Below are 23708 nucleotides of genomic sequence, written 5' to 3'. Positions count from 1 at the left end.
GCAGAACTCAATATGTAATGCAGAGTGGGGAAACACAAGGGGGTGCGCATGACGGGACGAGGTCAGGCCGGCGCCGGTGATCTGCTCGCACTGGTGCGCACGGGCCGTGCGACGACACGCGGCGCCCTCCAGCAGGCCACGGGCCTCTCCCGCGCGACCGTGGGCCAACGCCTGGACCGCCTCTTCCGGGCCGGCTGGCTGCGCGAGGGCGCCGGCGGACCGGTCGACTCGCCGCTGGGCGGACGCCCCTCGATCACCCTGGAGTTCGACGACGCCCACGCCGTCGTCCTGGCGGCGGACCTGGACACCCGGCACGCGCGCGCGGCCGTGCTCACGCTGACCGGCGAGATCCTGGCCGAGCACGGCGGCCCGCTGGCCGTAGAGGACGGCCCGGACGTCGTCCTCGGTGAACTGGGGGGCTGGTTCGCCGAACTGCTGGTGAAGGCGGGGCACCGGCCGGACGAGGTCTGCGGCATAGGGCTCGCCGTCCCCGGACCGGTCGACACCGAGACGGGCCTGGTCGTCCAGCCGCCGATCATGCCCGGCTGGGACGGCTACGACATAAGAGGACGCCTCGCGCGCGCGTTCAGGGAACGCGCCGACACGGGGGCGTGCGCCGGGACGGAGGCAGGGGCGGGCGCCGCTCGGGCGGAGGTCCCCGTCCTGGTGGACAACGACGCGAACCTCATGGCGTACGGCGAGCAGCGCACCGGTTACCCCGACTGCTCCGCGTTCGTGCTGGTCAAGGTGTCCACCGGCATCGGCGCCGGAGTGGTCGTCGGCGGCTCGGTCTACCGGGGCGTCGACGGCGGGGCCGGCGACATCGGGCACATCCGGGTGGGCGCGGACGCGCCGTGCCGCTGCGGTTCGCACGGCTGCCTGGCGGCCGTCGCCAGCGGCGGGGCCGTGGCGCGCCGGCTGGCGGAGTCGGGCGTTCCCGCCGCCTCCGGCTCGGACGTGCGCGACCTGCTCGCCGCCGGGCACCCCGAGGCGGCCGCACTGGCCCGCGAGGCGGGGCGCAAGGTCGGCGACGTCCTGGCGACGGTCGTCACGCTGCTCAATCCCGGGGTCCTGATGATCGCGGGAGATCTGGCCGGAACCGCCTTCCTCACCGGCGTGCGCGAACTGCTCTACCAGCGTGCGCTGCCCCGCTCCACGGCCGGCCTCGAGGTCGTGACCTCGCGGCTGGGCGAGCGGGCGGGGCTGGTGGGGGCGGGGGCGATGGTCGTGGAGCACCTGTACGCGCCCGAGCGGGTCGAGGAGCGGTTGCTGGCGCTCGGGGTCTGAGGGACGCTCGGGGGAGGGACGGCCGTGCGCGCACGCGTGTGACAGGCGGGTTTCCGTTGCGCGGGTGCGTCCGCGGGCGCGTCCGCATCGTGAACTCGGACCGCGTGCGAGAGCGTGATTCTCGCCACCCCTGAGGGGGGTAGTGCTCAGATGAGCGGATCAAGGACGGCTGCACTTCTCCAAGGGGTGGCACTCAGTGCCACGCCTTGATCGTTCATCGATCGAAATCAACCGTGCCACGCAACGCTCATACGAGCGTGAACGAGGCTCCTGGAGCGTCCTTCCGTTCAACAAGTGAAAACATCGACGGCCCCGCACTTGCCAAGCCTTGACTTTCGATCCGCTGGCGGACGACGGGTTACGGGCGTATGACGCGCAAGTGGACGTACCCAGGAGCCTTCGATCTGGGTATGTTCCTGGCCGTCAGGGCAGCCACCGCGTCCTCGAGGAGTCGAGACCCGTGTCGGAAAACAAAGATCTCCGTGCAGCCGAGTCGGCCACGAGCGTTGAGGGCGTGAAGTTCGTCTACGACTTCACCGAGGGCAACAAGGACCTCAAGGACCTCCTCGGCGGCAAGGGCGCGAACCTCGCCGAGATGACCAACCTCGGCCTTCCCGTCCCTCCCGGCTTCACCATCACCACCGAGGCCTGCAAGGTCTACCTCGACAGCGGCGAGGAGCCGGCGGCACTGCGTGACGAGGTGAGTGCGCACCTCGTCGCCCTGGAAGAGCGCATGGGCAAGAAGCTCGGCCAGCCGGACAACCCCCTCCTCGTGTCCGTCCGCTCGGGCGCGAAGTTCTCCATGCCCGGCATGATGGACACCGTCCTGAACATCGGCCTCTCCGACAAGTCGGTCCAGGGCCTCGCCAAGCAGGCCGGCGACGACCGCTTCGCGTGGGACTCCTACCGCCGCCTGATCCAGATGTTCGGCAAGACCGTCCTCGGCGTCGACGGCGAGCTCTTCGAGGACGCGCTGGAGTCGGCCAAGACCGCGAAGAAGGTCACGGTCGACACCGAGCTGGAGGCCGCCGACCTGAAGAAGCTGGTCACCCGCTTCAAGAAGATCGTCAAGACCGAGGCGGGCCGCGACTTCCCGCAGGACCCGCGCGAGCAGATGGACCTCGCCATCAAGGCCGTCTTCGACTCCTGGAACGGCGAGCGCGCCAAGCTCTACCGCCGCCAGGAGCGCATCCCCGGCGACCTCGGCACCGCCGTCAACGTCTGCTCGATGGTCTTCGGCAACCTCGGCCCCGACTCGGGCACCGGCGTCGCCTTCACCCGCGACCCCGCCTCCGGCCACCAGGGCGTGTACGGCGACTACCTCCAGAACGCCCAGGGCGAGGACGTCGTCGCCGGCATCCGCAACACCGTCCCGCTCGCCGAGCTGGAGCAGATCGACAAGAAGTCCTACGACCAGCTGATGCAGATCATGGAGACGCTGGAGAACCACTACAAGGACCTCTGCGACATCGAGTTCACCATCGAGCGCGGCCAGCTGTGGATGCTCCAGACCCGCGTCGGCAAGCGCACGGCGGGCGCGGCCTTCCGCATCGCCACCCAGCTCGTCGACCAGGGCCTCATCGACGAGACCGAGGCGCTCCAGCGCGTCACCGGAGCCCAGCTCGCCCAGCTGATGTTCCCCCGCTTCGACGAGGACGCGAAGGTCGAGAAGGTCGGCCGGGGCATCGCGGCCTCGCCCGGCGCGGCCGTCGGCAAGGCGGTCTTCGACTCCTACACCGCCGTCAAGTGGTCCCGCTCGGGCGAGAAGGTCATCCTCGTCCGCCGCGAGACCAACCCCGACGACCTCGACGGCATGATCGCCGCCGAGGGCATCCTGACCAGCCGCGGCGGCAAGACCTCCCACGCCGCCGTGGTCGCCCGCGGCATGGGCAAGACCTGCGTCTGCGGCGCGGAGGAGCTCGAGGTCGACACCAAGCGCCGTCGGATGACCGTCCCCGGCGGCCACGTGGTGGAGGAAGGCGACGTCATCTCCATCGACGGCTCCTCCGGCAAGGTCTACCTCGGCGAGGTACCCGTCGTACCCTCCCCGGTCGTCGAGTACTTCGAGGGCCGCATGCACGCGGGCGCGGACGACGCGGACGAGCTCGTCGAGGCCGTCCACCGCATCATGGCCTTCGCCGACCGCAAGCGCCGCCTGCGCGTGCGCGCCAACGCCGACAACGCCGAGGACGCGCTGCGCGCCCGCCGCTTCGGCGCGCAGGGCATCGGACTGTGCCGCACCGAGCACATGTTCCTCGGCGACCGCCGCGAGCAGGTGGAACGCCTGATCCTGGCGGACACCGACGAAGAGCGCGAGGAGTCGCTGAAGCAGCTGCTCCCGCTCCAGAAGAAGGACTTCGTCGAGCTCTTCGAGGCCATGGACGGCCTCCCGGTGACGATCCGTCTCCTCGACCCCCCGCTGCACGAGTTCCTGCCCGACATCACCGAACTGTCGGTGCGCGTGGCGCTCGCGGAGTCCCGCCAGGAGTCCCACGAGAACGAACTGCGCCTGCTCCAGGCCGTGCACCGTCTGCACGAGCAGAACCCGATGCTGGGTCTGCGCGGTGTGCGCCTCGGGCTGGTCATCCCCGGCCTGTTCACCATGCAGGTCCGCGCCATCGCCGAGGCGGCGGCCGAGCGCCGCAACGCCAAGGGCGACCCGCGCGCCGAGATCATGATCCCGCTGGTCGGCACCGTGCAGGAGCTGGAGATCGTCCGCGAGGAGGCCGACCAGGTCATCGCCGAGGTCGAGGCGGCCACCGGCGTCGAGCTGAAGCTCGCCATCGGCACGATGATCGAGCTTCCGCGGGCGGCCCTCACCGCCGGCCAGATCGCCGAGGCGGCGGAGTTCTTCTCCTTCGGCACGAACGACCTCACCCAGACGGTGTGGGGCTTCAGCCGGGACGACGTGGAGGCCTCCTTCTTCACCGCGTACCTGGAGAAGGGCATCTTCGGCGTCAGCCCCTTCGAGACCATCGACCGCGACGGCGTCGGCTCCCTGGTCAAGTCCGCGGCCGAGGCCGGCCGCCGCACCCGCCCCGACCTCAAGCTCGGCGTGTGCGGCGAGCACGGCGGCGACCCGGAGTCGGTGCACTTCTTCCACGAGGTGGGCCTGGACTACGTCTCCTGCTCCCCGTTCCGCATCCCGGTCGCCCGCCTGGAAGCGGGCCGGGCGGCGACCCAGTCCACGGGCAGCGACCACCGCTGAGCCCTGAGGCCCGAGGCGTCGGGCCACCGCGCGGCCGGAAGTGCACCCGGCCGCACGCAGAACCCCGGAGCCGCCGCCGGTCCCCGACCCTCACCGATCGGCGACGGCCCCGGCCCACGAAGAGACGGCACCCTGTGCGGGGGTGCCGTCTTCTTTTTGTTGGGGTGGCTGGAAGTCGATCACCTGATGTGGTGGATATGGGCTGCTAGATCGTTTCTGTCAACTTTCGCACCGCTACAGTCCGTTACTCATGGCGATGACGGCGTCGCCATCGGTTACGGAGGTATGTGTGAAGAGAGCGCTGATGGCGGCGGTGGCGGCTGGCTTGTTCTGCCTGGGGGCGGGGACGGCACTGGCCACACAGTCGGGCAGCATCGAGAAGCTTCACTCGGGTGGAGTGGAGTTCCTGGAAGGGGAATTCAGGTTCAATCCGCCCGGCACCAACCACGGGGCCTTCGAGTGGTCTGGAGTGCTCCACGATAACGCTGCCGACGATGGCCACAACGTCTACATGCAGGTGCGGGTCGAAGGTCACGGATGGGTTCGGTACAACGGAAAACAGCGTCATTCAGTGAGCATGCATCACTTTAATTGGGATGGCGCACAGCGGTACACCAGTTCTGCGAAGCTCCGGGCTTGTCGAGATCGCGGAAGCCTGCACCCCGACAATTGCTCGAAGACCAAGAGTGTGTCGCACCACCGCGACTGACCGAGATCGTTTGGAGCCCAGGTGGTCTTCCCTGGGCTCCCGCTCTTAAGGGGGCAACATGAGTACGCAAGAAGTCCTCTGTGGTACGGGCATCGACCTCTTTTATGGTGAGACGCCCGCTGTGAGGGCTGCTGGCATCAGTGTGTGCCGCGGCGAAGTCGCGGCGATTACTGGGCAAAGTGGCTCAGGTAAATCATCGCTGCTGTATTGCCTTGCTGGAGTACTGCCCGTTGCTCGCGGTGAAATCCGTTTCGAGGGGCGAGTTTTGGGTGACCTCGATGACGAGGAACTCAGTACGCTGCGCCGTGAACGCTTCGGATTTGTTTTCCAGTACGGTGAACTGCTGCCTGAGTTGACTGTTGAGGAGAACGCGGCGCTGCCTCTACGCCTGGCCGGCCAGCGTAAAGCCCCTGCACTCGCTGCTGCCGGCGAGGTCTTGGAGCGACTGGGGCTGGCCAACCTGCGCGACCGTAGGCCATCGCAGGTTTCCGGAGGGCAGAGTCAACGAATTGCGGTTGCGCGTGCTTTGGTGCACAGGCCTGCCGTGATTTTCGCGGATGAGCCCACAGGGTCTCTTGACAGTTCCAACGCGGCATCTGTGTTGGACGAGTTCCTAGCTCTCGCCCGCTCTCAGGGTACGGCCGTGCTCCTGGTGACTCACGATCACCAAGTGGCAGCGCGGGCCGACAGTCGCTACACCATGTGTGACGGCTTGCTCACTCCTCAAGTCAGGGAGGTTTCGTGAGGGAACTCATGCTCGGCCTGAGATTGCTTTCAGGGAGTGGCCGAGGGAACCGGCTACGTTTCCTGCTCATGGTGGCGGGTAGCGCGATCGGCGTCTGTTGTCTCGCTGTTGTTTTGGCAATCCCAGGGATTCTAGCTGCGCAGGACGGCCGGATGGCGGCGCGTAATCCGGACTGCGACAGGGTGGATTACAACGGCTACTGTATTGGAGCCCGTGGCGATTCGTTTGAGCTCACTAGGACTGATCCCTATGGATCCCAACCCCTCACCAGAGTCTTTGTGGCACGGGGAGTTCGGTCTATTCAGCCGCCCCCGGGGCTCAGTCAACTACCCAGAGCTGGCGAAGTTTTCCTGTCTCCTCAACTCCGTGAGGAGCTTAAGCGGGAGCCTGGTCTTGCTCAACTCGTACCAGGCAAAGACAAAGGGCTGATCGGAGCCCCGGGGTTGGCTCATCCAGACGAGTTGTACGCGTACGTCGGAGTAGAGCGCCGCGCTCTCGACGGTGCCCAACGGGTTACGACCTTTGGTACGGAGGATCCACCCGATGAAACTGTGGAGCCATCGACGCTGAACATTCTGCGTTTTACCCTTGTCGGTGTAGTTCTGCTACCCCTAACAGTATTCCTCTCGGTATGTGCCCGGCTTTCCGCCGCCGCACGGTCTAAGAGGCTTGCCGCTTTGCGCCTTCTCGGGTTGAGTAGGGCGGGAACGCAGAGGGTGAATGCTGCAGAGACCGTGGCGGCTGCACTATGCGGCACTTTCATCGGTCTTTGTGCGTATTGGATCGTCAATCAATGCGTCTCAAGGACCGGGCTTCCTGGATTCAAATGGTATCCGTCTGATGGGGCGTTGCCTGCGCCCACCGCCGTCACCTGTGTAGTGGGTGCCACCACCCTCGCATGGTTCGTCGGGCGATCAAGTGCACGTAAGGCGGCAGAGAACCCGCTCGATGTCCGACGCGGTGCTGTGGAGAAGTCGCCCAGCCGGTGGGGATTGCTCCCGTTATTTCCTGGTTTGGGGATCGTGGCTGCGTACTGCGTGCTGGGTGCTCTTGGGCGTCAGCCGCGAGACACCGGGCTTTCTTCGTTTCTCCTTCCTTTGGCTGTTGTCCTGGTCGGTTCGGGTGTCGTGCTTACTCTGCCACTCTTGTCTCGGTCCCTCGCTGGAAGAATGGCTCGCTCAACCAGGTCGCTTGCGCTTGGGCTTGCCATGCGGCGAAATGAGGTGGAGCCCGGGGGGGTTCTACGAGTTGCGACAAGTTTGGTGTTGCTGATTTTTTCAGCCTCGCTTGTGCAAGGCGTGCTCATCGAACTGGCACAGGTATCCAAAAACACCTCTCCGGTGCAACTTTATCGAATTTCGCTCGAAGGGGTTTCTGCGGAAAAACAAGAGGCATGGGAGCGCGTGAAAGGCGTTCGTGCGCATATTGTTGTCATGGACTCATGGCGAGACCTGGGTGCTGCTCAGCCGTCCGGGATGATCAGTGCCGTCGCTGCAACGTGCAAGCAATTGCGCAGTTTTGTTCCAGAGGCTGGCAGCTGTGTGGATGGGCGACCAATTCGGCTGCGAGACCCGAACCAAGGTTATGACGACATCGACAAACCTGGGATGGAATTCCCGTTCCATCTGCGTCGTGGAAGGCAGCGGCATGTCATGCACGTGAAGCTCCCGCAGCAGGAGGTTGTTTACCGAGACTATGTGGGCCTGCCGGCGCTGAGTAGTGGTAATGTCCTTCTGCCACCTTCATTCATGCCGCGTGGTTTCCGTCCAGAACAAGCGACTCTAGTTCTCGTAAGTAGTTCGGCGCCCGCAACCGTCCGTGCTGTTCTCGACGGTGTCGCTGGGGTTGACCCCACGACGGAGGTGGACACACCGGGCATCGTGGTCACCGCGCTTCAGCAGATCACGGTCATCAAAACCCTCCTTGCTGTAGGCATGGTTTTGGGGCTGGTCATCGGTGTCGCTGCCTATCTGGTTGCGGCCACAGACCGGGCCGTGGAGCGCCGTCCTCAAGTCACAGCGTTGACCTTGCTAGGGGCGAGACCTCGGACCCTTAAAGCCGTTCAAGTCGCCCAAGTGGTGCTGCCGTTGACCGTCGGTCTGGTGCTCGCCGTGGTGACGGGGAAGATGGCCGAGTCCAGCTATCTGGTCACCGGGGGCGGGGCCGTGTTCTGGGACGGGGACGGCGTGCCGTTGTTGTTGGTCTGTGCTCTGGGGGTCGTGGTCGTCGCCGCTCTTGGGTCCTTGCCGTTGGTCGGGCGGCGGATCGATCCGGAGTTGATCCGTCGGGACTGAGTGGGGTGGAGCGGTGAGTGCGGGCCGGGGCGAGGGCCGAGGGACTGCGGTCCCCGGGAATTCGGGGGGGCGGGGCCGGGGCCGTAGGCTGCACCGCACGCTGTGGAGGGAGTGCGGTCGTGGTCGGCTGGAGTGTGCGTGACATGCCTGGTCAGGGAGGTCGCGTCGCCGTCGTCACCGGGGCCAACAGTGGGCTCGGGTACGTCACCTCGCGGGAGCTCGCCCGCCGGGGGGCGCGGGTCGTGCTCGCCTGTCGCAGCGAGGCCCGGGGGACGCAGGCCGTGCGGCGGTTGCGGGAGGACGTCCCGGGCGCGGAGGTGGAGTTCGGCCGGCTCGATCTCGGGGATCTCGCCTCCGTGCGCGAGTTCGCCGGCTCGCTGCCGTGCGAGCGGCTCGACCTGCTCGTCAACAACGCCGGGGTGATGGCCATGCCGTACGGCGTCACCGCCGACGGGTTCGAGACGCAGTTCGGGGTGAACCACCTCGGGCACTTCGCCCTCACGGCGCTGCTGCTGCCCGCGCTGCTCGAAGCCGCGAAGGGCCCGGCGGGGGCGCGGGTGGTGACCGTCTCCAGCATGGCCCACCTGCTCGGCGCCATCGACCCGGATGATCTCAACTCCGAGCGAAGGTACCGGCGTTGGGTCGCCTACGGGCGTTCCAAGACGGCCAACCTGCTCTTCACCCACGAGCTGGCCCGCAGGGTCGAGGCCGCCGGGGCGGACGTCGTCGCGGCGGCAGCCCATCCCGGGTACGCGGCGACCAACCTACAGACGGCCGGTCCGCTCGCGGAGGGGCGGCGGGGCGCCGAGCGGCTGATGGCGCTCGGCAACCGGGTCCTCGCCCAGAGCGCCGAGGCCGGGGCGCTGCCCACCCTCTACGCGGCGACCGCGCCGGGCGTGCGCCCGGACTCGTTCACCGGGCCGTCCCTCGCGATGTGGCGCGGGGCGCCCGCACCGTCGTGGCGGGCGCCCTGGACCCGGGACGACCGGGCGGGCCGGCGGCTGTGGGCCGCGTCCGAGCAGCTGACCGGCGTGTCCTACGACGTCCTCACGCGCTGAGGGCGGGGGCGGCGTCCGGGGTCGCCGTCCTGACCTCGTAGGTGGCGACGCGCACCGTGTCGTCGTCCAGGCACTGACCGCTCACCAGGTCGAAACGCTGCTTGAGGAGCGGGGAGGCGACGAACGGGCGACCCTGGTGCGTGCCGGTCAGGCCTCGGGAGAGGACCGCCGCGCCGCTGAACGGGTCCCGGTTGTCGACGGCGTACAGGGCGCCGGAGCGGTCGCGGAACAGGGCGACCTGGCGGCCGTCGGGCAGCAGTGCGGCCACGCCGCGGCCGGGGACGAGCCGGCTCAGGTCGCAGACGGTGAACCAGTGCGGTCCGCCTTCCTCGAGCTGGAGCTGGACCTTCAGGTCGGTGGTCTCGGGTGCCAGGGTCATCGCTGGGCGCTTCCTTCCAGGGGACGGTGGCCGATGGTCAGCAGCGGCAGGTCGGGCTTGATCTGCTCGCGCTCGGGGACGAAGCCGACGACGGGGTCGGGGGTGTCGGGGGCGTTCACGAAGGACACGAACCGGGCCAGCTTCTCGGGGTCGTTGATGGTGGTCGCCCACTCGTCGGCGTAGTGCGCCACGTGTGCGGTCATCAGGGACTCCAGCTCCTCGCAGATGCCGAGGGAGTCCTCCACGACGACGTCGCGGACGTGGTCCAGGCCGCCCGGGATGCGCTCCAGCCAGGTCGACGTGCGCTCCAGGCGGTCGGCGGTGCGGATGTAGAACATCAGGAACCGGTCGATCAGCCGGATCAGTTCGGCGTCGGTGAGGTCCTGGGCGAGGAGGTCCGCGTGGCGCGGGGTCGCGCCGCCGTTGCCGCCGACGTAGAGGTTCCAGCCGTTGGAGGTGGCGATGACGCCGAAGTCCTTCGACTGGGCCTCGGCGCACTCGCGGGCGCAGCCGGAGACGGCGGACTTGAGCTTGTGCGGGGAGCGCAGGCCCCGGTAGCGCAGCTCCAGGTCGATGGCCATGCGGACGGAGTCCTGGACGCCGTAGCGGCACCAGGTCTGGCCGACGCAGGACTTCACGGTGCGCAGGGACTTGCCGTACGCGTGGCCCGACTCGAAGCCGGCGTCGACCAACCGGGTCCAGATGAGCGGGAGTTGCTCGACGCGCGCGCCGAACATGTCGATGCGCTGACCGCCGGTGATCTTCGTGTAGAGGCCGAAGTCGCGGGCGATCTCGCCGATCACGATGAGGCCCTCGGGGGTGATCTCACCGCCGGGGATGCGCGGGACGACCGAGTAGGAGCCGTTCTTCTGGAGGTTGGCGAGGAAGTGGTCGTTGGTCTCCTGCAACGCCGCCTGCTCGCCGTCCAGGACGTACCCGCTCGCGCCGATGCTCGGGGCGAGCGACGCGATGATCGAGCCGATCGCGGGCTTGCAGACGTCGCAGCCGTCGCCGCCGCGGGCGCCGTCGCGGCCGTAGCGGTCCAGCAGGTCCTGGTAGGTGTTGATGCGCAGGGCGAGGACGATCTCGTACAGCTCCTCGCGGGTCTGCGCGAAGCAGCCGCACAGGCCCTTGTCGACCTCGACGCCGCTCGCCTCCAGCTCGGCGGCGACCAGCTGGCCGAGGACCTTGACGCAACTGCCGCAGCCGGTACCGGCCTTGGTGCACTTCTTCACCTCGGGCACGGTCGTGCAGGAGTGCTCGGTGACCGCGCCGCGGATCGTGCCCTTCGACACGTTGTGGCAGGAGCAGACGATCGCCTCGTCCGGCAGCGCGGACGGGCCGAGCTGCACGGACTCCCCGGCGCCGGCCGGCAGGACCAGCGACTCGGGGGCCACGGGCGGCACGGATCCGGTGAAGGCGCGCAGCGTGCCGTACGCGTCGGCGTCGCCGACCAGGATGCCGCCGAGCAGCGTGCCGTCGCGCCCGATGACCAGCTTCTTGTACAGCCCGGCGCGGGAGTCGGAGTAGACGACGTCCAGACAGTCCTCGGCCGCGCCGTGGGCGTCGCCGAAGGAGGCCACGTCCACGCCGAGCAGCTTCAGCTTGGTGGAGAGGTCGGCGCCGGTGAAGGACAGCTGCTCCGACTCGTCGTCGGCGATGGCCGCGGCGGCCGTCTCGGCCTGCTCGTAGCCGGGGGCGACCAGGCCGTAGACGCGGCCGTCGGCGGCCAGGGCGCACTCGCCGATGGCGAACACGTGGGGGTCGGTGACCGTGCGGCACCGCTCGTCGACCGCGATGCCGCCGCGCTCGCCGACGCTCAGACCGCAGTCGCGGGCGAGCTGGTCGCGGGGGCGGACGCCGGCGCTGAACACGACCATGTCGGTGGCGAGTTCGGAGCCGTCGGAGAGCCGCATGCCGGTGACCGCGCCGGACTCGTCGACGACGATCTCCTGGGTGCCCACGCCCGTGTGGACGGACAGGCCCATGTCCTCGATGGTGCGCAGCAGGGCCGCGCCGCCGCCCGCGTCGACCTGGACGGGCATCAGCCGGGGCGCGAACTCCACGATGTGGGAGGTCAGTCCGAGGCCCTTCAGGGCGCCGGCGGCCTCCAGCCCGAGCAGGCCGCCGCCGACCACCGCGCCGGTGGTCGCCTTCTCGGCGTACTTCTCGATGGCCAGCAGGTCGTCGATCGTGCGGTAGACGAAGCAGCCCTCGGCGTCCTTGTTGGGGACCGGGGGGACGAAGGGGAACGAGCCGGTGGCGAGGACGAGGGTGTCGTACGCGAAGACCCGGCCGGAGCGGGCGACGACCTTCCTGGCCTCGCGGTCGACGGTCTGCGCCGGGTCGCCGACGTACAGCTCGATGCCGTGCGTCTCGAGGAACGCCATGTCGGTCATCGACAGGTCTTCGGCCGTCCTGCCCGAGAAGTACGAGGTCAGCGCCACGCGGTCGTAGGCGGGCCGTGGCTCCTCGCACAGCACGACCACGCGGTGGGTGGCGGTCAGGCCGCGCTCGGCGATCGCTTCGAGGAAGCGCTGGCCGACCATCCCGTGGCCGACGAGCACGATCGTGGGGGTGGCCCCCTCAGTGGCGGTCATCAGGTGCCTCCGTCGTTGGTGAGCAGGTGGAGCAGGGGGCCGCCGTCGGAGGGGAGCGGCTCTGCTCCCTCCCAGGCGCGCGCGAGCGCGCCGACGGTGCCGAGTTCGCCGACGAGGACCCCGCCGACCAGGCGGTCGTCGCGGACGACGACCTTGCGGTAGGTGCCGCGGGTGGCGTCGGCGAGCTGCACGACGTCGTCGCCGGGGCGGGGCTCGGTCTCGCCGAACGCGGCGAGGTCGAAGGCGCCGGTCCCGGCGGGGCCGAGGGCGCCGCCCCCGGCGAGGGTGAGCCGGGTGAGGGCGCGGGTGCCGGTGTAGCGGGCGTCCGGGTCGCCGGCCAGGGACGCGGCGAGCACGTCGGCCTGTTCCAGCGCCGGGGCGGCGAGACCGTACACGGTCCCGTCGTGTTGCGCGCAGTCGCCGATCGCCCGGACGTGCGGGTCGGAGGTGCGCAGGGCGTCGTCGACGAGGACGCCCTTGTGGACGGCGATCCCGGCGTCCCTGGCGAGTCCGGCGCGCGGGGAGACCCCGCAGGCCAGCACCACCAGATCGGCGTCGAGGGCGTAGCCGTCGGCCATCTCGACCGACCGGACGGCGCCGCCGAGGCAGCGCACGTCGCGCACCCGGCACTCGGTGTGCACCTCGACGCCGAGGTCCTCGAGGTGGCGGCGCACCAGCCGGGAGGCGTTCGGGTCGAGCTGGCGTTCCATGAGGCGCTCGGCCTGCTGGGCGAGGACGACCTGGGCGCCGCGCACCGCGAGCGCGCGGGCCGCGGAGACGCCGAGGAGTCCGCCGCCGATGACGACCGCCCGGACGCCCGCCCGCACCGCCTTCGACAGACCGAGGCAGTCGTCCATGGTGCGGAAGGCGTGGACGCCCTCCGGCAGGACGTGGTCGGGGGTGAACAGGCCGCGCAGGGGCGGCAGGACCGGGTTGGAGCCGGTGGCCAGCACGAGCGTGCCGTAGGCGATCCGCGAGCCGTCCGCGCAGACGAGGACCCGCCGGGAGCGGTCGATGCCGGTGACCCTGGCCCGGACCGGTCCGGCGGGCGCGGGCAGCGCGATCACGTCGGGGGAGTAGCGGCCGGCCAGCACCTCGGCGAGCAGGACCCGGTTGTAGGGCCGGTGCTCCTCGTCGCCGACGAGCAGCGCGGGCACGCCCAGTTCGCCGAGCCTGCGGGCGAGTCGTACGCCCGCGAGGCCGGCGCCGAGCACCACCACACGCGATTGCGAGGTCATGTCCGAGAGCGTGCGTGGCGGAGGTTACCCGGCCGCATCACCGTTGTTTCCCGCGAGGAACGCTGCCCTCAGCAGGACCGCCGAGCAGGTGTGAGGGTTCCCGCCCCCGCGCCTCGGGCGCCGCTCACGTGCGCCGCCGCGGCCGGCGCCGGGACGGTCGGCGGTCGCGCGCCCGTCGACGGCGGGTGGCGGGTGGCGTGCGGCGGGCGGTCCGGGGGCCCCGGGTCCCGGGTCCCGGGCCCCGGGGTCCGGGGCGGCGGGCTCTCAGCGGCTGCCGGTGAGGTGGGCGAACACGACCACGTTCCCCTGGTAGCCGGTCGCCTCCGTGTAGTCCCCGCCGCAGGTGATCACCCGCAACTCGGGCCGGTCCGCCGCGCCGTACACCTTCGCGTCGGGGAAGTCGCGGGTGCGGTAGACCTCGACGGCGTCCACGGTGAACACCGCGACCCGTCCGTCGCGCCGGTCCACCTCGACGGTGCTGCCCTTGCGCAGGGCTCCCAGGTCGTAGAAGACGGCGGGACCGTCGGCGTTGTCGACGTGGCCGGCGACGACGGCGGTGCCCGTCTCGCCGGGGGTGGTGCCGGCCTCGTACCAGCCGGCGAGGTTCTTCTTCGCGGCGGGCGGGACGCCGAGGCTGCCGGAGGCGGTGAGGGCGAGGCCCGTCAGCGGGGCGTCCACGTGGATCGAGGGGATGCGGACGCGGTCGGGCGCGGAGGGCGGCAGCGCCGGGGCGGTCCGGCCGGACCGCTGCGGGCCGTCGGAGCGGGCCTGGGCCGCGGACGGCTGCGGCGGGGGGCTCCCCTCGGCGCCGCTGTGCAGCAGCCAGGCGCCGCAGCACAGGGAGGCCGCCGTGACGGCCGCTATGGCGGTGTTGCCGACCCTGCGCATGACGTTCCCCCTGTCCGTGTACGGGCTGGTCCCGGTACGCGCCGATCCCTGGGAGGGCTGATTCGTGTGAGGGCTGATTCCTGAACGGGCCGAGTGTCCGAAGCCGTGCACGGAGCCGCGTCCGTGCGTGCCGGTCCCTCCGCGGGCACGGAGGTCCGGGACGGACGGGTTCCGGACGAACGGAGGTCCGCGAGGGAGGGGGCCCGTGCCCCCTCCGGGCCGCGAGGGGCGTCGGGCCCGGAGGGGGAGGGGACATGCGGTACCGGCTGACGGACGGCGGAGGGTGTCCGTCAGATCCCGTCGCCTCTCGCCCGGCGATGCAGGAGCCAGGTACCGCCCGCGGCGGCGACGGCGAGAGCCGCCACACCGGCCGCGGTCTGAACGGGGTCGGGGCCCAGAGCGCCGCCGACCCCCGTCTTGACACTTCCGCGCGGAGGCACCGGCTGCCGGTCGGAGGCCAGCACGACCACCAGGTCGCCGGTGATCCGCCGCCCGTCCCCGGCGCACTCCGCGACGAGCTCGTAGGTGCCCGGCTGCGCGCTCGGCGGCACCCGGAACCGGCCGACGGCCTCGCCCTCGTGCGCGGTGGGCGCGAGCGTGAAGCGTCCGGCGCCCACCGCCCCGGCGTCGCCGGCCGCCGGCTCGCCGTCCCCGCAGGCCGCCGTGTCCACCGAGACCTCTCCGCCCGGCACGGCGGTGCCGGGGTAGATCTCCAGCCGGTCGCCGGGGGAGGCGGAGCCGACGCCCGCGGCGTGTGCGGGCGCGGCGACCCCGGCCGCCGCGGTGGCGGCGAGCGCGGCGCCGGTGAGCACGCGGGCGGTGCGGCGGACGACACGGCGGGCGGTGCGGCGGACCGGGCGACGGCCGGCACGGGGGGTGGCGTGCCGGACGGTACGTCGTCGCATCGGTGCTCCTCCGGGCTCTTGGGGAATCCCTGCCCTTCCGAGGTAAGTCGCCGCGCGGCGGGCGCGCTTGCTGAGGGGGTGTCAGGAATGGGATGAATGGGTGTCAGATCGGCGCTGCCCGGGCCGGTTCGCGCCGCTGTTTCAGCAGGTCACCGGCGTGGCGGCGGTCGTGTGCGGAAAAGTTTCCGCGGGGCGTGTGAACGGGTGAGGCGCTCACCGGCGCAGCGTGTCGGCGGTGGCGGCGCACCGCCTCGGCGCTCACCGGCGGGCGGTGCCAGCGCTCACCGGCGGGCCGGCCAGGCGCCGCCCTCGATCGGCTTCCCCCGGGCCCGCAGTCCGGCGGCGACGGCGGGCGCGGCGACGTACACCCAGGCGCGCACGGGCGTGGCGCCGTCCACGCGGAGCACCTCGCGCGCGACGCGCTCGTAAAGGTTGCGCGGGTCGCCCGGCGCGTACTCCTCCAGCCGGTCGAGGTCGGCGAGCAGCCGGGCGTACTCCTCGGGGCGGGCCGTCACGAGGTCGCCGGAGACCATCGCGTCCGCCTCGCCCGGCGCCTCGACGGCGTAGGGGTAGCCGGGGCCGTCGTACAGCAGCGCGCCCGCCAGCCGGGCCGGTTCCTCGCGCAGGGTGCGACCGCGCAGCAGGAGGTCGTGGTTGACCTGGCCGGGGCGGAGCGTGCCGTAGACGAAGAAGGGGAGTTCGGGGGCGATCACGAAAACGATTCTCTCCCCACACCGGCCCCTCACCGGTCCGTTGCGTATGCGCTATGGACATGACATGTCATGCCCTCTTAAATGCCAGGACGACATCAGCGCCACCTCCACAGGCCCTCACCGGCCACCCCCACACGCGCCCCCCACGGCGCCCTCCCGAGGAGACCGAAGACACTGATGAGTCGGATACGGCAGCACGTCCGAGGTTCCCGTCTCGCCACCGCCGGCATCGCCGCCACCACGGCGACGCTCCTGGCCGCCGTACTGTCCCCGGCCGCCGACGCGGCCGACAGACCGACCAGGGCGACCGCGCTCGACCACGCGGCGGCGGCCCTCGCCGACCACGCGGCCACCCTGGGTCTCAGCTCCGTGCAGGGCACGTCCGTGCGGGACGTGATCGTCGACAAGGACGGCGCCCAGCACGTCCGCTACGACCGCACCTACCGTCAGCTCCCGGTCCTCGGCGGCGACTTCGTCGTCCACCTCGGTCGCGACGGCGCCTTCCGCGGCGCCGACCGGGCGACGAGGGCGGCGATCTCGCTGGCGAGCATCACCCCGAAGGTGTCGGCGCCCAAGGCCGCCGACGTCGCCGTCAACGCCCTGCGCGCGGCCAACCTGGGCGAGTCGCTGAAGCAGGTCAAGGCCAAGCCCCAGCTCGTCGTCGACGCCCTGCACGGCGCCCCGAAGCTGGCCTGGCGGACGAACGTCGTCGCCCTCGACCCGCTGGGCAACCCGGTCGCCCGCGCGGTGCTCACCGACGCCCGCACCGGCGCCCAGATCGACGCCTGGGACACGATCGAGACGGCCACCGGCGACGGCAAGTCCCTGTACGGCGGCACGGTCCCGCTGGAGACGACCCTCTCGGGATCGACGTACCAGCTCAAGGACCCCACGCGCGGCAACACCTACACCGGTGACGCGGCCAACAAGACCGACCTGTGCATCTTCGGCATCTGCATCAGCCGCGCCCCCGCGACCCTGTTCACGGACGCGGACAACCACTGGGGCACGGGGGCCGCCGCCGACCGCTCCACCGCCGCGGTGGACGCCCAGTACGGCACCGACGCGACCTGGGACTACTACAAGAACGTGCACGGTCGCAACGGCATCGGCAACGACGGCAAGGGCTCCTACAACCGCGTCCACTACGGCAACAGCTACAACAACGCCTTCTGGGACGACAGTTGCTTCTGCATGACCTACGGCGACGGCGACGGCACCCAGATGGGCCCGCTCGTCGCCCTGGACGTGGCCGGCCACGAGATGTCCCACGGCGTGACCTCCAAGACCGCCAAGCTGACCTACTCGGGTGAGTCGGGCGGCCTCAACGAGGCGACGTCCGACATCTTCGGCTCGCTGGTCGAGTTCCACGCGAACAACAGCCAGGACGTCGGCGACTACCTGATCGGCGAGAAGATCGTCCGCTCCGGCTTCGGCAAGGACGCCCTGCGCTACATGGACAAGCCCAGCAGGGACGGCAAGTCGGCGGACAACTGGAGCAGTTCGGTCGGCAACCTCGACGTCCACTACTCCTCCGGCGTCGCCAACCACTTCGCCTACCTCCTCGCCGAGGGCAGCGGACCCAAGACGGTCAACGGCGTCTCCTACAACTCCCCGACGTCCAACGGCTCCACGGTCACCGGCATCGGCCGCGACAAGCTCGGCGCGATCTGGTACCGGGCCCTGACCGTCTACATGACGTCCTCGACGAACTACGCCGGGGCCAGGGCGGCGACCCTGAACGCGGCCAAGGACCTCTACGGCGCGGGCAGCACGGAGTACAACACCGTGGCGGCGGCCTGGAGCGCCGTCAACGTGAACTGAGCCCGAACCGGCGCCCGGGGGAGCCTCCCCGGGCGCCGGGGAAGCCGACGCGGCCGCCGGGTACCAGGTCCTCCGCCCGGGGTCTCCCGTCCTCGGGCGCCACCCCCGGCCACGGCGACCGGGCCGGGGCCGCTCCGCCTCCGCCTCCGCCTCCGCCTCCGCCTCCCGGGCGTTCCCTCCCGGGAGCCCGGTGCCGAACCCGCTTCCGTGGGGCCGGGGCAGCCGTTACGCTCCCTCCGCGCGCAACCGGCGCGCGCAGGGGGCTCGGGGCGCCGTGAGCGCCGGGGCAATGGGGACAGTGGGGGACATGAGCGAAGAAGTTGCCGCGCCCGAAAAGGGTCCGAACCCGTGGGCCCAGGCGATAGCGGCGCTGGTGGTGGTCGGCGCGCTGGGGGGCGCGCTGTTCGTGCTCCAGAAGAACGACGCCAAGGCCGCCGACGAGCCCGCGACCTGTTCGCCCAGCGAGGCGGACAAGAAGGCCGAGGCCGTCGCGAAGGCGGCCCACCGCGTTTCCGGGACGCAGCTGTGCACGGCGCTGAACCGGGCCGACCTGCCGACGCTCCTCGGCACGCCGCGCGAGCGGGCGGTGACGGCCTACGGCAGCGACGGCTCGATCGGCACGGGCGACGAGCAGATCCCGACGCCCGAGGCGACCGTCCAACTGGACACCTACACGGTGCAGTTGACGCGCTCCTACGACCGTCTCCCGATCGCCCGGATGGCGGGCCTGCTGGACGAGGCGCAGGCGCGGACGGTCGCGGGCCACCCCGCGGTGCTCTACTCGACCCAGACGATCGCCATCCGCTTCAACCTCGGTGGCGGCAAGTCCGAGACCGGCCCCGGCAGCGTCGCCCGGGCCCTCGTCGTCGCCCCCGACGCCAAGGACCGCGGCGGCTCCTACGAACTGACCGTCTGGCGCAAGGACCACGCCCGCCCGGACGACGCGGCGCTGCTGCGCATCGCGCAGCAGGTCCTGCCCACCGTCCCGGGCTGGACGACGACCGGCTGACGCACGGAGGCCGGCGCCCCCTCTCGGGGCGCCGGCCTTTCCGGTGCCGGGACGACAGCCGCGCGGATCTCTCGGCCGGTCGACCGATCCCGGGCGACCTGCCGCTCAGCGGATCCCGGGTGACCGGGGGATCTCAGCCGACCAATTCCGACCGCTCCGGCCGCTCCGGGAGCCGCGCGTTCTCCCTCCGCGGGCTGTCGTCCGCCTCCGTCCCGGTGGCCGGGCGGCGGGTCCCGCCGTCCCGCATCACCAGTGTGGCCAGGACCGCGGCGGCGAGGACGCCGATCGCACCGACCGTGAACGTCGTCGCCATCGAGTCGGTGAAGGCCTCCCGGGCGGCACGGACCAGGCCCGCGTCCCCGTCGGCCGCGGCCAGCGCCCCGCCGATCGAGCGGCGGGCCGCCTCGGGGGCGTCGGCGGGCATCCCGTCGGCGAAGCCGCTGGTCAGCAGGGAGCCGAGGATGGCGATGCCCAGGGCGGTGCCGGCCTGCTGGATGGTGTCGTTGAGGGCCGAGCCGACGCCGGCCTTGTCCGCGGGGATGGTGCTCATCAGCGCGCCGACGGCGGCCGGCATGGCCAGGCCCGCCCCGAGACCGAGCAGCCCGAGGGCGATCGCCGGGACGGTGAAGCCGGAGTCGGCGTCGACGGTCGTCAGCAGGGCGAAGCAGGCGACCATCACGAGCATGCCCGCCAGGATCACGAACCGGTTGCCGATCCTCGCGGCCAAGTTCACGCCCGCGCCGTTGCCGATCAGCGCGGCCACGGCGAGCGGCAGGAAGGCGAGACCCGCCTTGACGGGGGAATAGCCGAGGACGAACTGAAGGTACTGGGTGAGGACCAGCAGCAGACCGCCGTTGCCCGTCTGGACCAGGGCCAGGGAGAGCGAACCGCCGCTGAAGTTGCGGTGCTTGAACAGGGCCAGCGGGACCATCGGCGAGGGGGTGACGTGCTCCCAGACCACGAAGCCCGCCAGGCCGACGACGGCGACGAGCAGGGTGAGGGTGGAGCGGCCGCCCAGCGCGCCGTGCTCCGGCAGCTCGATGATCCACCAGACCAGGGCCGTCATGCCGACGGCCGAGAGCACCGCGCCCAGCGGATCGGGCTTCTGCCAGGGGGCCCTGGACTCCGGCATCAGGATCACGGCGGCGACCGCCGCCAGGAGGACGACGGGGACGTTGACGAAGAAGATCGCGTGCCAGGAGAAGTGGTCGATCAGGACGCCGCCCAGGACCGGGCTGCCGACCAGGCCCAGCATCGACACCGAGCCCCAGGCCGCCATGGCGCGGCCGCGTTCCTCCTCGTCGAAGACGGTGATGAGGATCGAGAGGGTGGACGGCATGATCAGCGCCCCGCCGACGCCCATCGCGACGCGCACGGCGATCACTTCTGCGGGGTCGGCGCACAGCGTCGCGGCCAGCGAGGCCGCGCCGAAGACCGCCAGGCCCACGAGCATCACCTTCCGGCGGCCGAAGCGGTCGCCGAGGCTTCCCGAGGTCAGCAGCAGGCCGGCGAAGACCAGGATGTAGGAGTCGAGGATCCACTGGGTGTCCTGGGCGTCGGCGCCGAGGTCCTCGGTCATCGAGGGCACCGCCACGGTCAGCGCCATGCTGTCGATCGTGAGCACCAGCGTGCTCAGGCACAGCACGACGAGGATCCACCAGCGGCGTGGATTACGGGTTTCCATGGCGTCCTGCCCCCTCCGTGGTGCGCACGTCGTTCGCTTGCTGCGCACACTGTTCCGGCTTGTGCGTACGGTGTTCCGTCCGCTGCGCACACTGTACGCAGACCGGAACGCTGTGCGCAACGGGGAACTCTGTACGCTGGGAGCGCACGACGTACGCCGGCAGGCTGCCGACCCCGCCGACCCTCAGGGAGTGGAACCGTGACCGCCAGGACGAAGAACGCCGGCCCCGTCCCGTCCGTCTGGGCCCGGCAGCGCCGGGAGCCCGACCAGCCCGCGCTCAGCCGGGACGCCATCGTGCGGGAGGCGATCGCGATGCTGGACGCCGACGGCATCGAGGCGCTGAGCATGCGCAAGCTGGGCTCCCGGCTGAACGCGGGCGCGACCTCCCTCTACCGGCACGTCGCCACCAAGGACGAGCTGATGGAGCTGGCCGTGGACGAGGTCGCGGCCGAGATCCGGGTGCCGGACGCGGGCTCGGCCGGCTGGCGAGCGGCCGTCACCGAGGCCGCCGCCGCCTTCCGTGCGACGGGCCTGCGGCACCCCTGGCTGTCCTCGGTCCTGGGCCAGGCCGGGCTCGCCTACCTCGGTCCCAACCTCATGTCGTTCTCGGAGCGGCTCGCCGCGCTGTTCGCGGCCGCCGGCTTCCCGGAGCCGAACCGCGCCATCGACACCGTCCTGTCCTACGTCATCGGCATGAGCACCACCGAGGCCGCCTGGCTCACCACCGTCGCGCGCTCGGGCGAGAGCGAGGCCGACTTCATCGCCCGCCTCATGCCGGCCGCCCAGCGGGCCGCGGCCGGGCACGAGCATCTGACCGACGGCTACACCGACGCCGCCGCGGCGGTCGCCGACCCCGCGGGCCTGCGCGACGAGAAGTTCCACTACGGCCTGGAGGTCGTCCTGGACGGCCTGTCCCTGCGCCTGCCCTCCTAGCTCCGGCCGCCCTCCCGGCTTCGGCTGCCGGCCTGCCCTCGGCTGCCGGCACGGCCGCCCGGCGGGTCGCGGCGGCTGGTCGCGCGGCCGTCAGGCGAGTTCGACGCGCACGGCGCAGGACTTGAACTCCGGCATGCGGGAGATGGGGTCCAGGGCCGGGTTGGTCAGGGTGTTGGCGCGGCCCTCGCCCGGCCAGTGGAACGGCATGAAGACGGTGTCCGGGCGGATGCCCGTGGTGATCCGGGCCGGGGCGACGGCGCGTCCGCGCCGGGAGACGACCGCCAGCCGGTCGCCCTCGGCCGCGCCGAGCCGCGCGGCCAGCCGGGGATGCAGCTCCACGAACGGGCCGGGGGCGGCGGCGTTCAGCTCCTCCACGCGCCGGGTCTGCGCGCCGGACTGGTACTGCGCGACGACCCGCCCCGTGGTGAGCAGCACGGGATAGTCGTCGTCCGGCTCCTCGGCGTTCGGGCGGTGCGCGACGGGGGCGAAGCGGGCCCGGCCGTCCGGTGTGGCGAACCGGTCGAGGAAGAGGCGGGGCGTGCCGGGCGCGGGCCCGTCGTCGCGGGCCGGGCAGGGCCAGAACACGCCGTTCTCCTCGGCGAGCCTGCGGTAGGTGATCCCGGAGTAGTCCGCGATCCCGCCGGCGCTCGCCCGCCGCAGTTCCTCGAAGACCTCCTCGGGTTCGACGGGGAAGCCCTTCTCGACGCCCAGCCGGGTCGCCAGTTCGTGCAGCACCTCCAGGTCGCTGCGCACGCCGTCCGGGGCGTCGATCGCCCGTCGGCGCAGCAGGACCCTGCCCTCCAGGCTGGTGGTCGTCCCCGTCTCCTCCGCCCACTGGGTGACCGGCAGGACGACGTCCGCGAGGGCCGCCGTCTCCGAGAGCACGACGTCGCAGACGGCGAGGAAGTCGAGGGACCTGATGCGGTCCTCGACGTGCGCGGCGTGCGGCGCCGACACCACCGGGTTGGATCCCATGAGCAGCAGTGCGCGGATGTCCGTGCCCAGCGCGTCGAGCAGCTCGTAGGCGCTGCGTCCGGGGCCGGGCAGCGAGTCGGGGTCCACGCCCCACACCTCGGCGACGTGCGCCCGTGCCGCCGGGTCGTCGAGCTTGCGGTAGCCGGGGAGCTGGTCGGCCTTCTGGCCGTGCTCGCGGCCGCCCTGTCCGTTGCCCTGGCCGGTCAGGCAGCCGTAGCCGCTGAGGGGGCGCCCCGCCCGGCCCGTCGCCAGACACAGGTTGATCCACGCCCCGACCGTGTCGGTCCCCTTCGACTGCTGCTCGGGGCCGCGCGCGGTGAGCACCATCGCGGCCTCGGGCTCGCAGAACAGCCGCACGGCCTCCCGCAGGTGCGGAACGGACACCCCCGTGATCCGTTCCACGTACTCCGGCCAGTGGGCCATGGCGGCCGCCCGGGCCTCCTCCCAGCCGGCGGTGCGTTCGCGCACGTACTCCTCGTCGACCCGTCCCTCGGCCACGACCAGGTGCAGCAGCCCGAGCGCCAGCGCGAGATCCGTGCCCGGCCGGGGCGCGAGGTGCAGGTCGGCCTGCTCGGCGGTCCTCGTACGGCGCGGGTCGATCACGATCAACGTGCCGCCGTTGTCGCGCAGTTCGCTGAAGAAGCGCAGCGAGGGCGGCATGGTCTCGGCGAGGTTGGACCCGACGAGGATCACGCACCCGGTCCGCGGGACGTCCTCCAGCGGGAAGGGCAGCCCCCGGTCCAGCCCGAACGCCCTGACGCCGGCGGCCGCGGCGGACGACATGCAGAAGCGGCCGTTGTAGTCGATCTGCGAGGTGCCGAGGACGACCCGCGCGAACTTGCCGAGCGTGTACGCCTTCTCGTTGGTCAGCCCGCCCCCGCCGAACACGCCGAGCGCGTCGGGCCCGTGCTCGTCCCGGATCCGGCCCAGTTCCGAGGCGATCCGGTCCAGGGCCTCCTCCCACGTGGCCGGGACCAGCTCGCCGCCCGAGCGCACCAGAGGGGAGGTCAGCCGCACCGCGGAGGAGAGCACCGCCGGCGCCGTGCGGCCCTTGCCGCACAGGGCTCCCCGGTTCACCGGGAAGTCGGGACGCTCGACCACCTCGACGCCCCCCGTGGGCAGGGGCGACAGGGCCATCCCGCATTGCAGGGCGCAGTACGGGCAGTGGGTGGGCGTCGAGGCGGTCCGCATGCGCCCCAGCGTGCTTCGGCCGTGTTACGCGCCGTGCGGTCTCCTGTTACGGCGGTGTGGTGGCGCCC

General features: G+C 71.2%; 17 protein-coding genes and 1 pseudogene. 10 read left to right on the top strand and 8 right to left on the bottom strand.

Features of this window, described 5'->3' with window-relative positions; translation table 11 throughout:
• Nucleotides 1-48: 48 nt before the first annotated feature.
• From KMS84_RS07195 to KMS84_RS07170, 7 genes and pseudogenes are all read left to right on the top strand, one after another.
• A complete protein-coding gene (locus KMS84_RS07195; protein WP_256915226.1) occupies nucleotides 49-1287 on the top strand; it encodes an ROK family protein in 1239 nt (412 codons plus the stop codon).
• 460 nt (nucleotides 1288-1747) lie between these two features.
• On the top strand, nucleotides 1748-4495 hold the full coding sequence (gene ppdK, locus KMS84_RS07190) for a pyruvate, phosphate dikinase (RefSeq protein WP_256915225.1): 2748 nt from the start codon (nucleotides 1748-1750) through the stop codon (nucleotides 4493-4495).
• Between the two features lie 289 nt (nucleotides 4496-4784).
• A complete protein-coding gene (locus KMS84_RS07185) occupies nucleotides 4785-5204 on the top strand; it encodes a hypothetical protein (RefSeq protein ID WP_256915224.1) in 420 nt (139 codons plus the stop codon).
• Between the two features lie 58 nt (nucleotides 5205-5262).
• The gene (locus KMS84_RS07180; protein WP_256915223.1) at nucleotides 5263-5949 is read left to right on the top strand and encodes an ABC transporter ATP-binding protein; all 687 of its coding nucleotides are present in this window, start codon (nucleotides 5263-5265) and stop codon (nucleotides 5947-5949) included.
• 8 nt (nucleotides 5950-5957) lie between these two features.
• Nucleotides 5958-6866: pseudogene (locus KMS84_RS41220) on the top strand (FtsX-like permease family protein); the annotation flags it as partial.
• Between the two features lie 381 nt (nucleotides 6867-7247).
• Nucleotides 7248-8243, top strand: coding sequence for an ABC transporter permease family protein (locus tag KMS84_RS41215; protein ID WP_308287954.1), 996 nt, complete (start codon nucleotides 7248-7250; stop codon nucleotides 8241-8243).
• Nucleotides 8244-8362: 119 nt separating this feature from the next.
• Nucleotides 8363-9301, top strand: coding sequence for an oxidoreductase (locus KMS84_RS07170; RefSeq protein WP_256915221.1), 939 nt, complete (start codon nucleotides 8363-8365; stop codon nucleotides 9299-9301).
• Here KMS84_RS07170 and nirD read toward each other — a convergent pair.
• From nirD to KMS84_RS07140, 6 genes are all read right to left on the bottom strand, one after another.
• Entirely contained in the window at nucleotides 9291-9680 is a 390-nt protein-coding gene (gene nirD / locus KMS84_RS07165; RefSeq protein ID WP_256915220.1) for a nitrite reductase small subunit NirD, read from the bottom strand. The genes KMS84_RS07170 and nirD overlap by 11 nt on opposite strands.
• Nucleotides 9677-12280 (bottom strand): nitrite reductase large subunit NirB, encoded by a 2604-nt coding sequence (gene nirB / locus KMS84_RS07160; RefSeq protein ID WP_256915219.1) that lies wholly within the window; start codon nucleotides 12278-12280, stop codon nucleotides 9677-9679. Before nirB ends, nirD begins: the two co-directional genes overlap by 4 nt.
• Entirely contained in the window at nucleotides 12280-13518 is a 1239-nt protein-coding gene (locus tag KMS84_RS07155) for an NAD(P)/FAD-dependent oxidoreductase (RefSeq protein WP_256915218.1), read from the bottom strand. The genes nirB and KMS84_RS07155 overlap by 1 nt, the downstream gene beginning before the upstream one ends.
• 264 nt (nucleotides 13519-13782) lie before the next feature.
• Nucleotides 13783-14406 carry a class F sortase gene (locus KMS84_RS07150; protein ID WP_256915217.1) on the bottom strand — a complete coding sequence of 208 codons (624 nt, stop codon included), beginning with the start codon at nucleotides 14404-14406 and terminating at the stop codon, nucleotides 13783-13785.
• Between the two features lie 290 nt (nucleotides 14407-14696).
• A complete protein-coding gene (locus tag KMS84_RS07145) occupies nucleotides 14697-15311 on the bottom strand; it encodes a hypothetical protein (RefSeq protein WP_256915216.1) in 615 nt (204 codons plus the stop codon).
• A gap of 281 nt (nucleotides 15312-15592) precedes the next feature.
• Nucleotides 15593-16024: a gamma-glutamylcyclotransferase family protein gene (locus KMS84_RS07140; RefSeq protein ID WP_256915215.1), complete on the bottom strand. Its 432-nt coding sequence runs from the start codon at nucleotides 16022-16024 to the stop codon at nucleotides 15593-15595.
• Nucleotides 16025-16201: 177 nt separating this feature from the next.
• On the opposite strand from KMS84_RS07140, the gene KMS84_RS07135 reads away from it, so the two are divergent.
• Nucleotides 16202-17848, top strand: a complete 1647-nt coding sequence (locus KMS84_RS07135) for a M4 family metallopeptidase (protein WP_256915214.1) — start codon at nucleotides 16202-16204, stop codon at nucleotides 17846-17848.
• A 307-nt stretch (nucleotides 17849-18155) separates the two neighbouring features.
• Nucleotides 18156-18857 carry a DUF6215 domain-containing protein gene (locus KMS84_RS07130; protein ID WP_256915213.1) on the top strand — a complete coding sequence of 234 codons (702 nt, stop codon included), beginning with the start codon at nucleotides 18156-18158 and terminating at the stop codon, nucleotides 18855-18857.
• Between the two features lie 133 nt (nucleotides 18858-18990).
• On the opposite strand, the gene KMS84_RS07125 is transcribed toward KMS84_RS07130, so the two are convergent.
• Nucleotides 18991-20541, bottom strand: coding sequence for an MFS transporter (locus KMS84_RS07125; RefSeq protein ID WP_256915212.1), 1551 nt, complete (start codon nucleotides 20539-20541; stop codon nucleotides 18991-18993).
• Between the two features lie 198 nt (nucleotides 20542-20739).
• Between KMS84_RS07125 and KMS84_RS07120 the strand changes: the two genes are divergently transcribed.
• Nucleotides 20740-21474: a TetR/AcrR family transcriptional regulator gene (locus KMS84_RS07120; RefSeq protein WP_256915211.1), complete on the top strand. Its 735-nt coding sequence runs from the start codon at nucleotides 20740-20742 to the stop codon at nucleotides 21472-21474.
• 90 nt (nucleotides 21475-21564) lie between these two features.
• Here the strand turns inward: KMS84_RS07120 and KMS84_RS07115 are convergent, their stop codons facing one another.
• Complete coding sequence (locus KMS84_RS07115) at nucleotides 21565-23640, bottom strand: molybdopterin oxidoreductase family protein (RefSeq protein WP_256915210.1); 2076 nt, start codon at nucleotides 23638-23640, stop codon at nucleotides 21565-21567.
• Nucleotides 23641-23708 lie beyond the last annotated feature (68 nt).

Source organism: Streptomyces hilarionis, assembly GCF_024539675.1.
Taxonomy (GTDB): Bacteria; Actinomycetota; Actinomycetes; order Streptomycetales; family Streptomycetaceae; genus Streptomyces; species Streptomyces hilarionis.
Note: the sequence above shows the minus strand (reverse complement) of the source record. Positions and strands in the feature narration are given on the sequence as shown.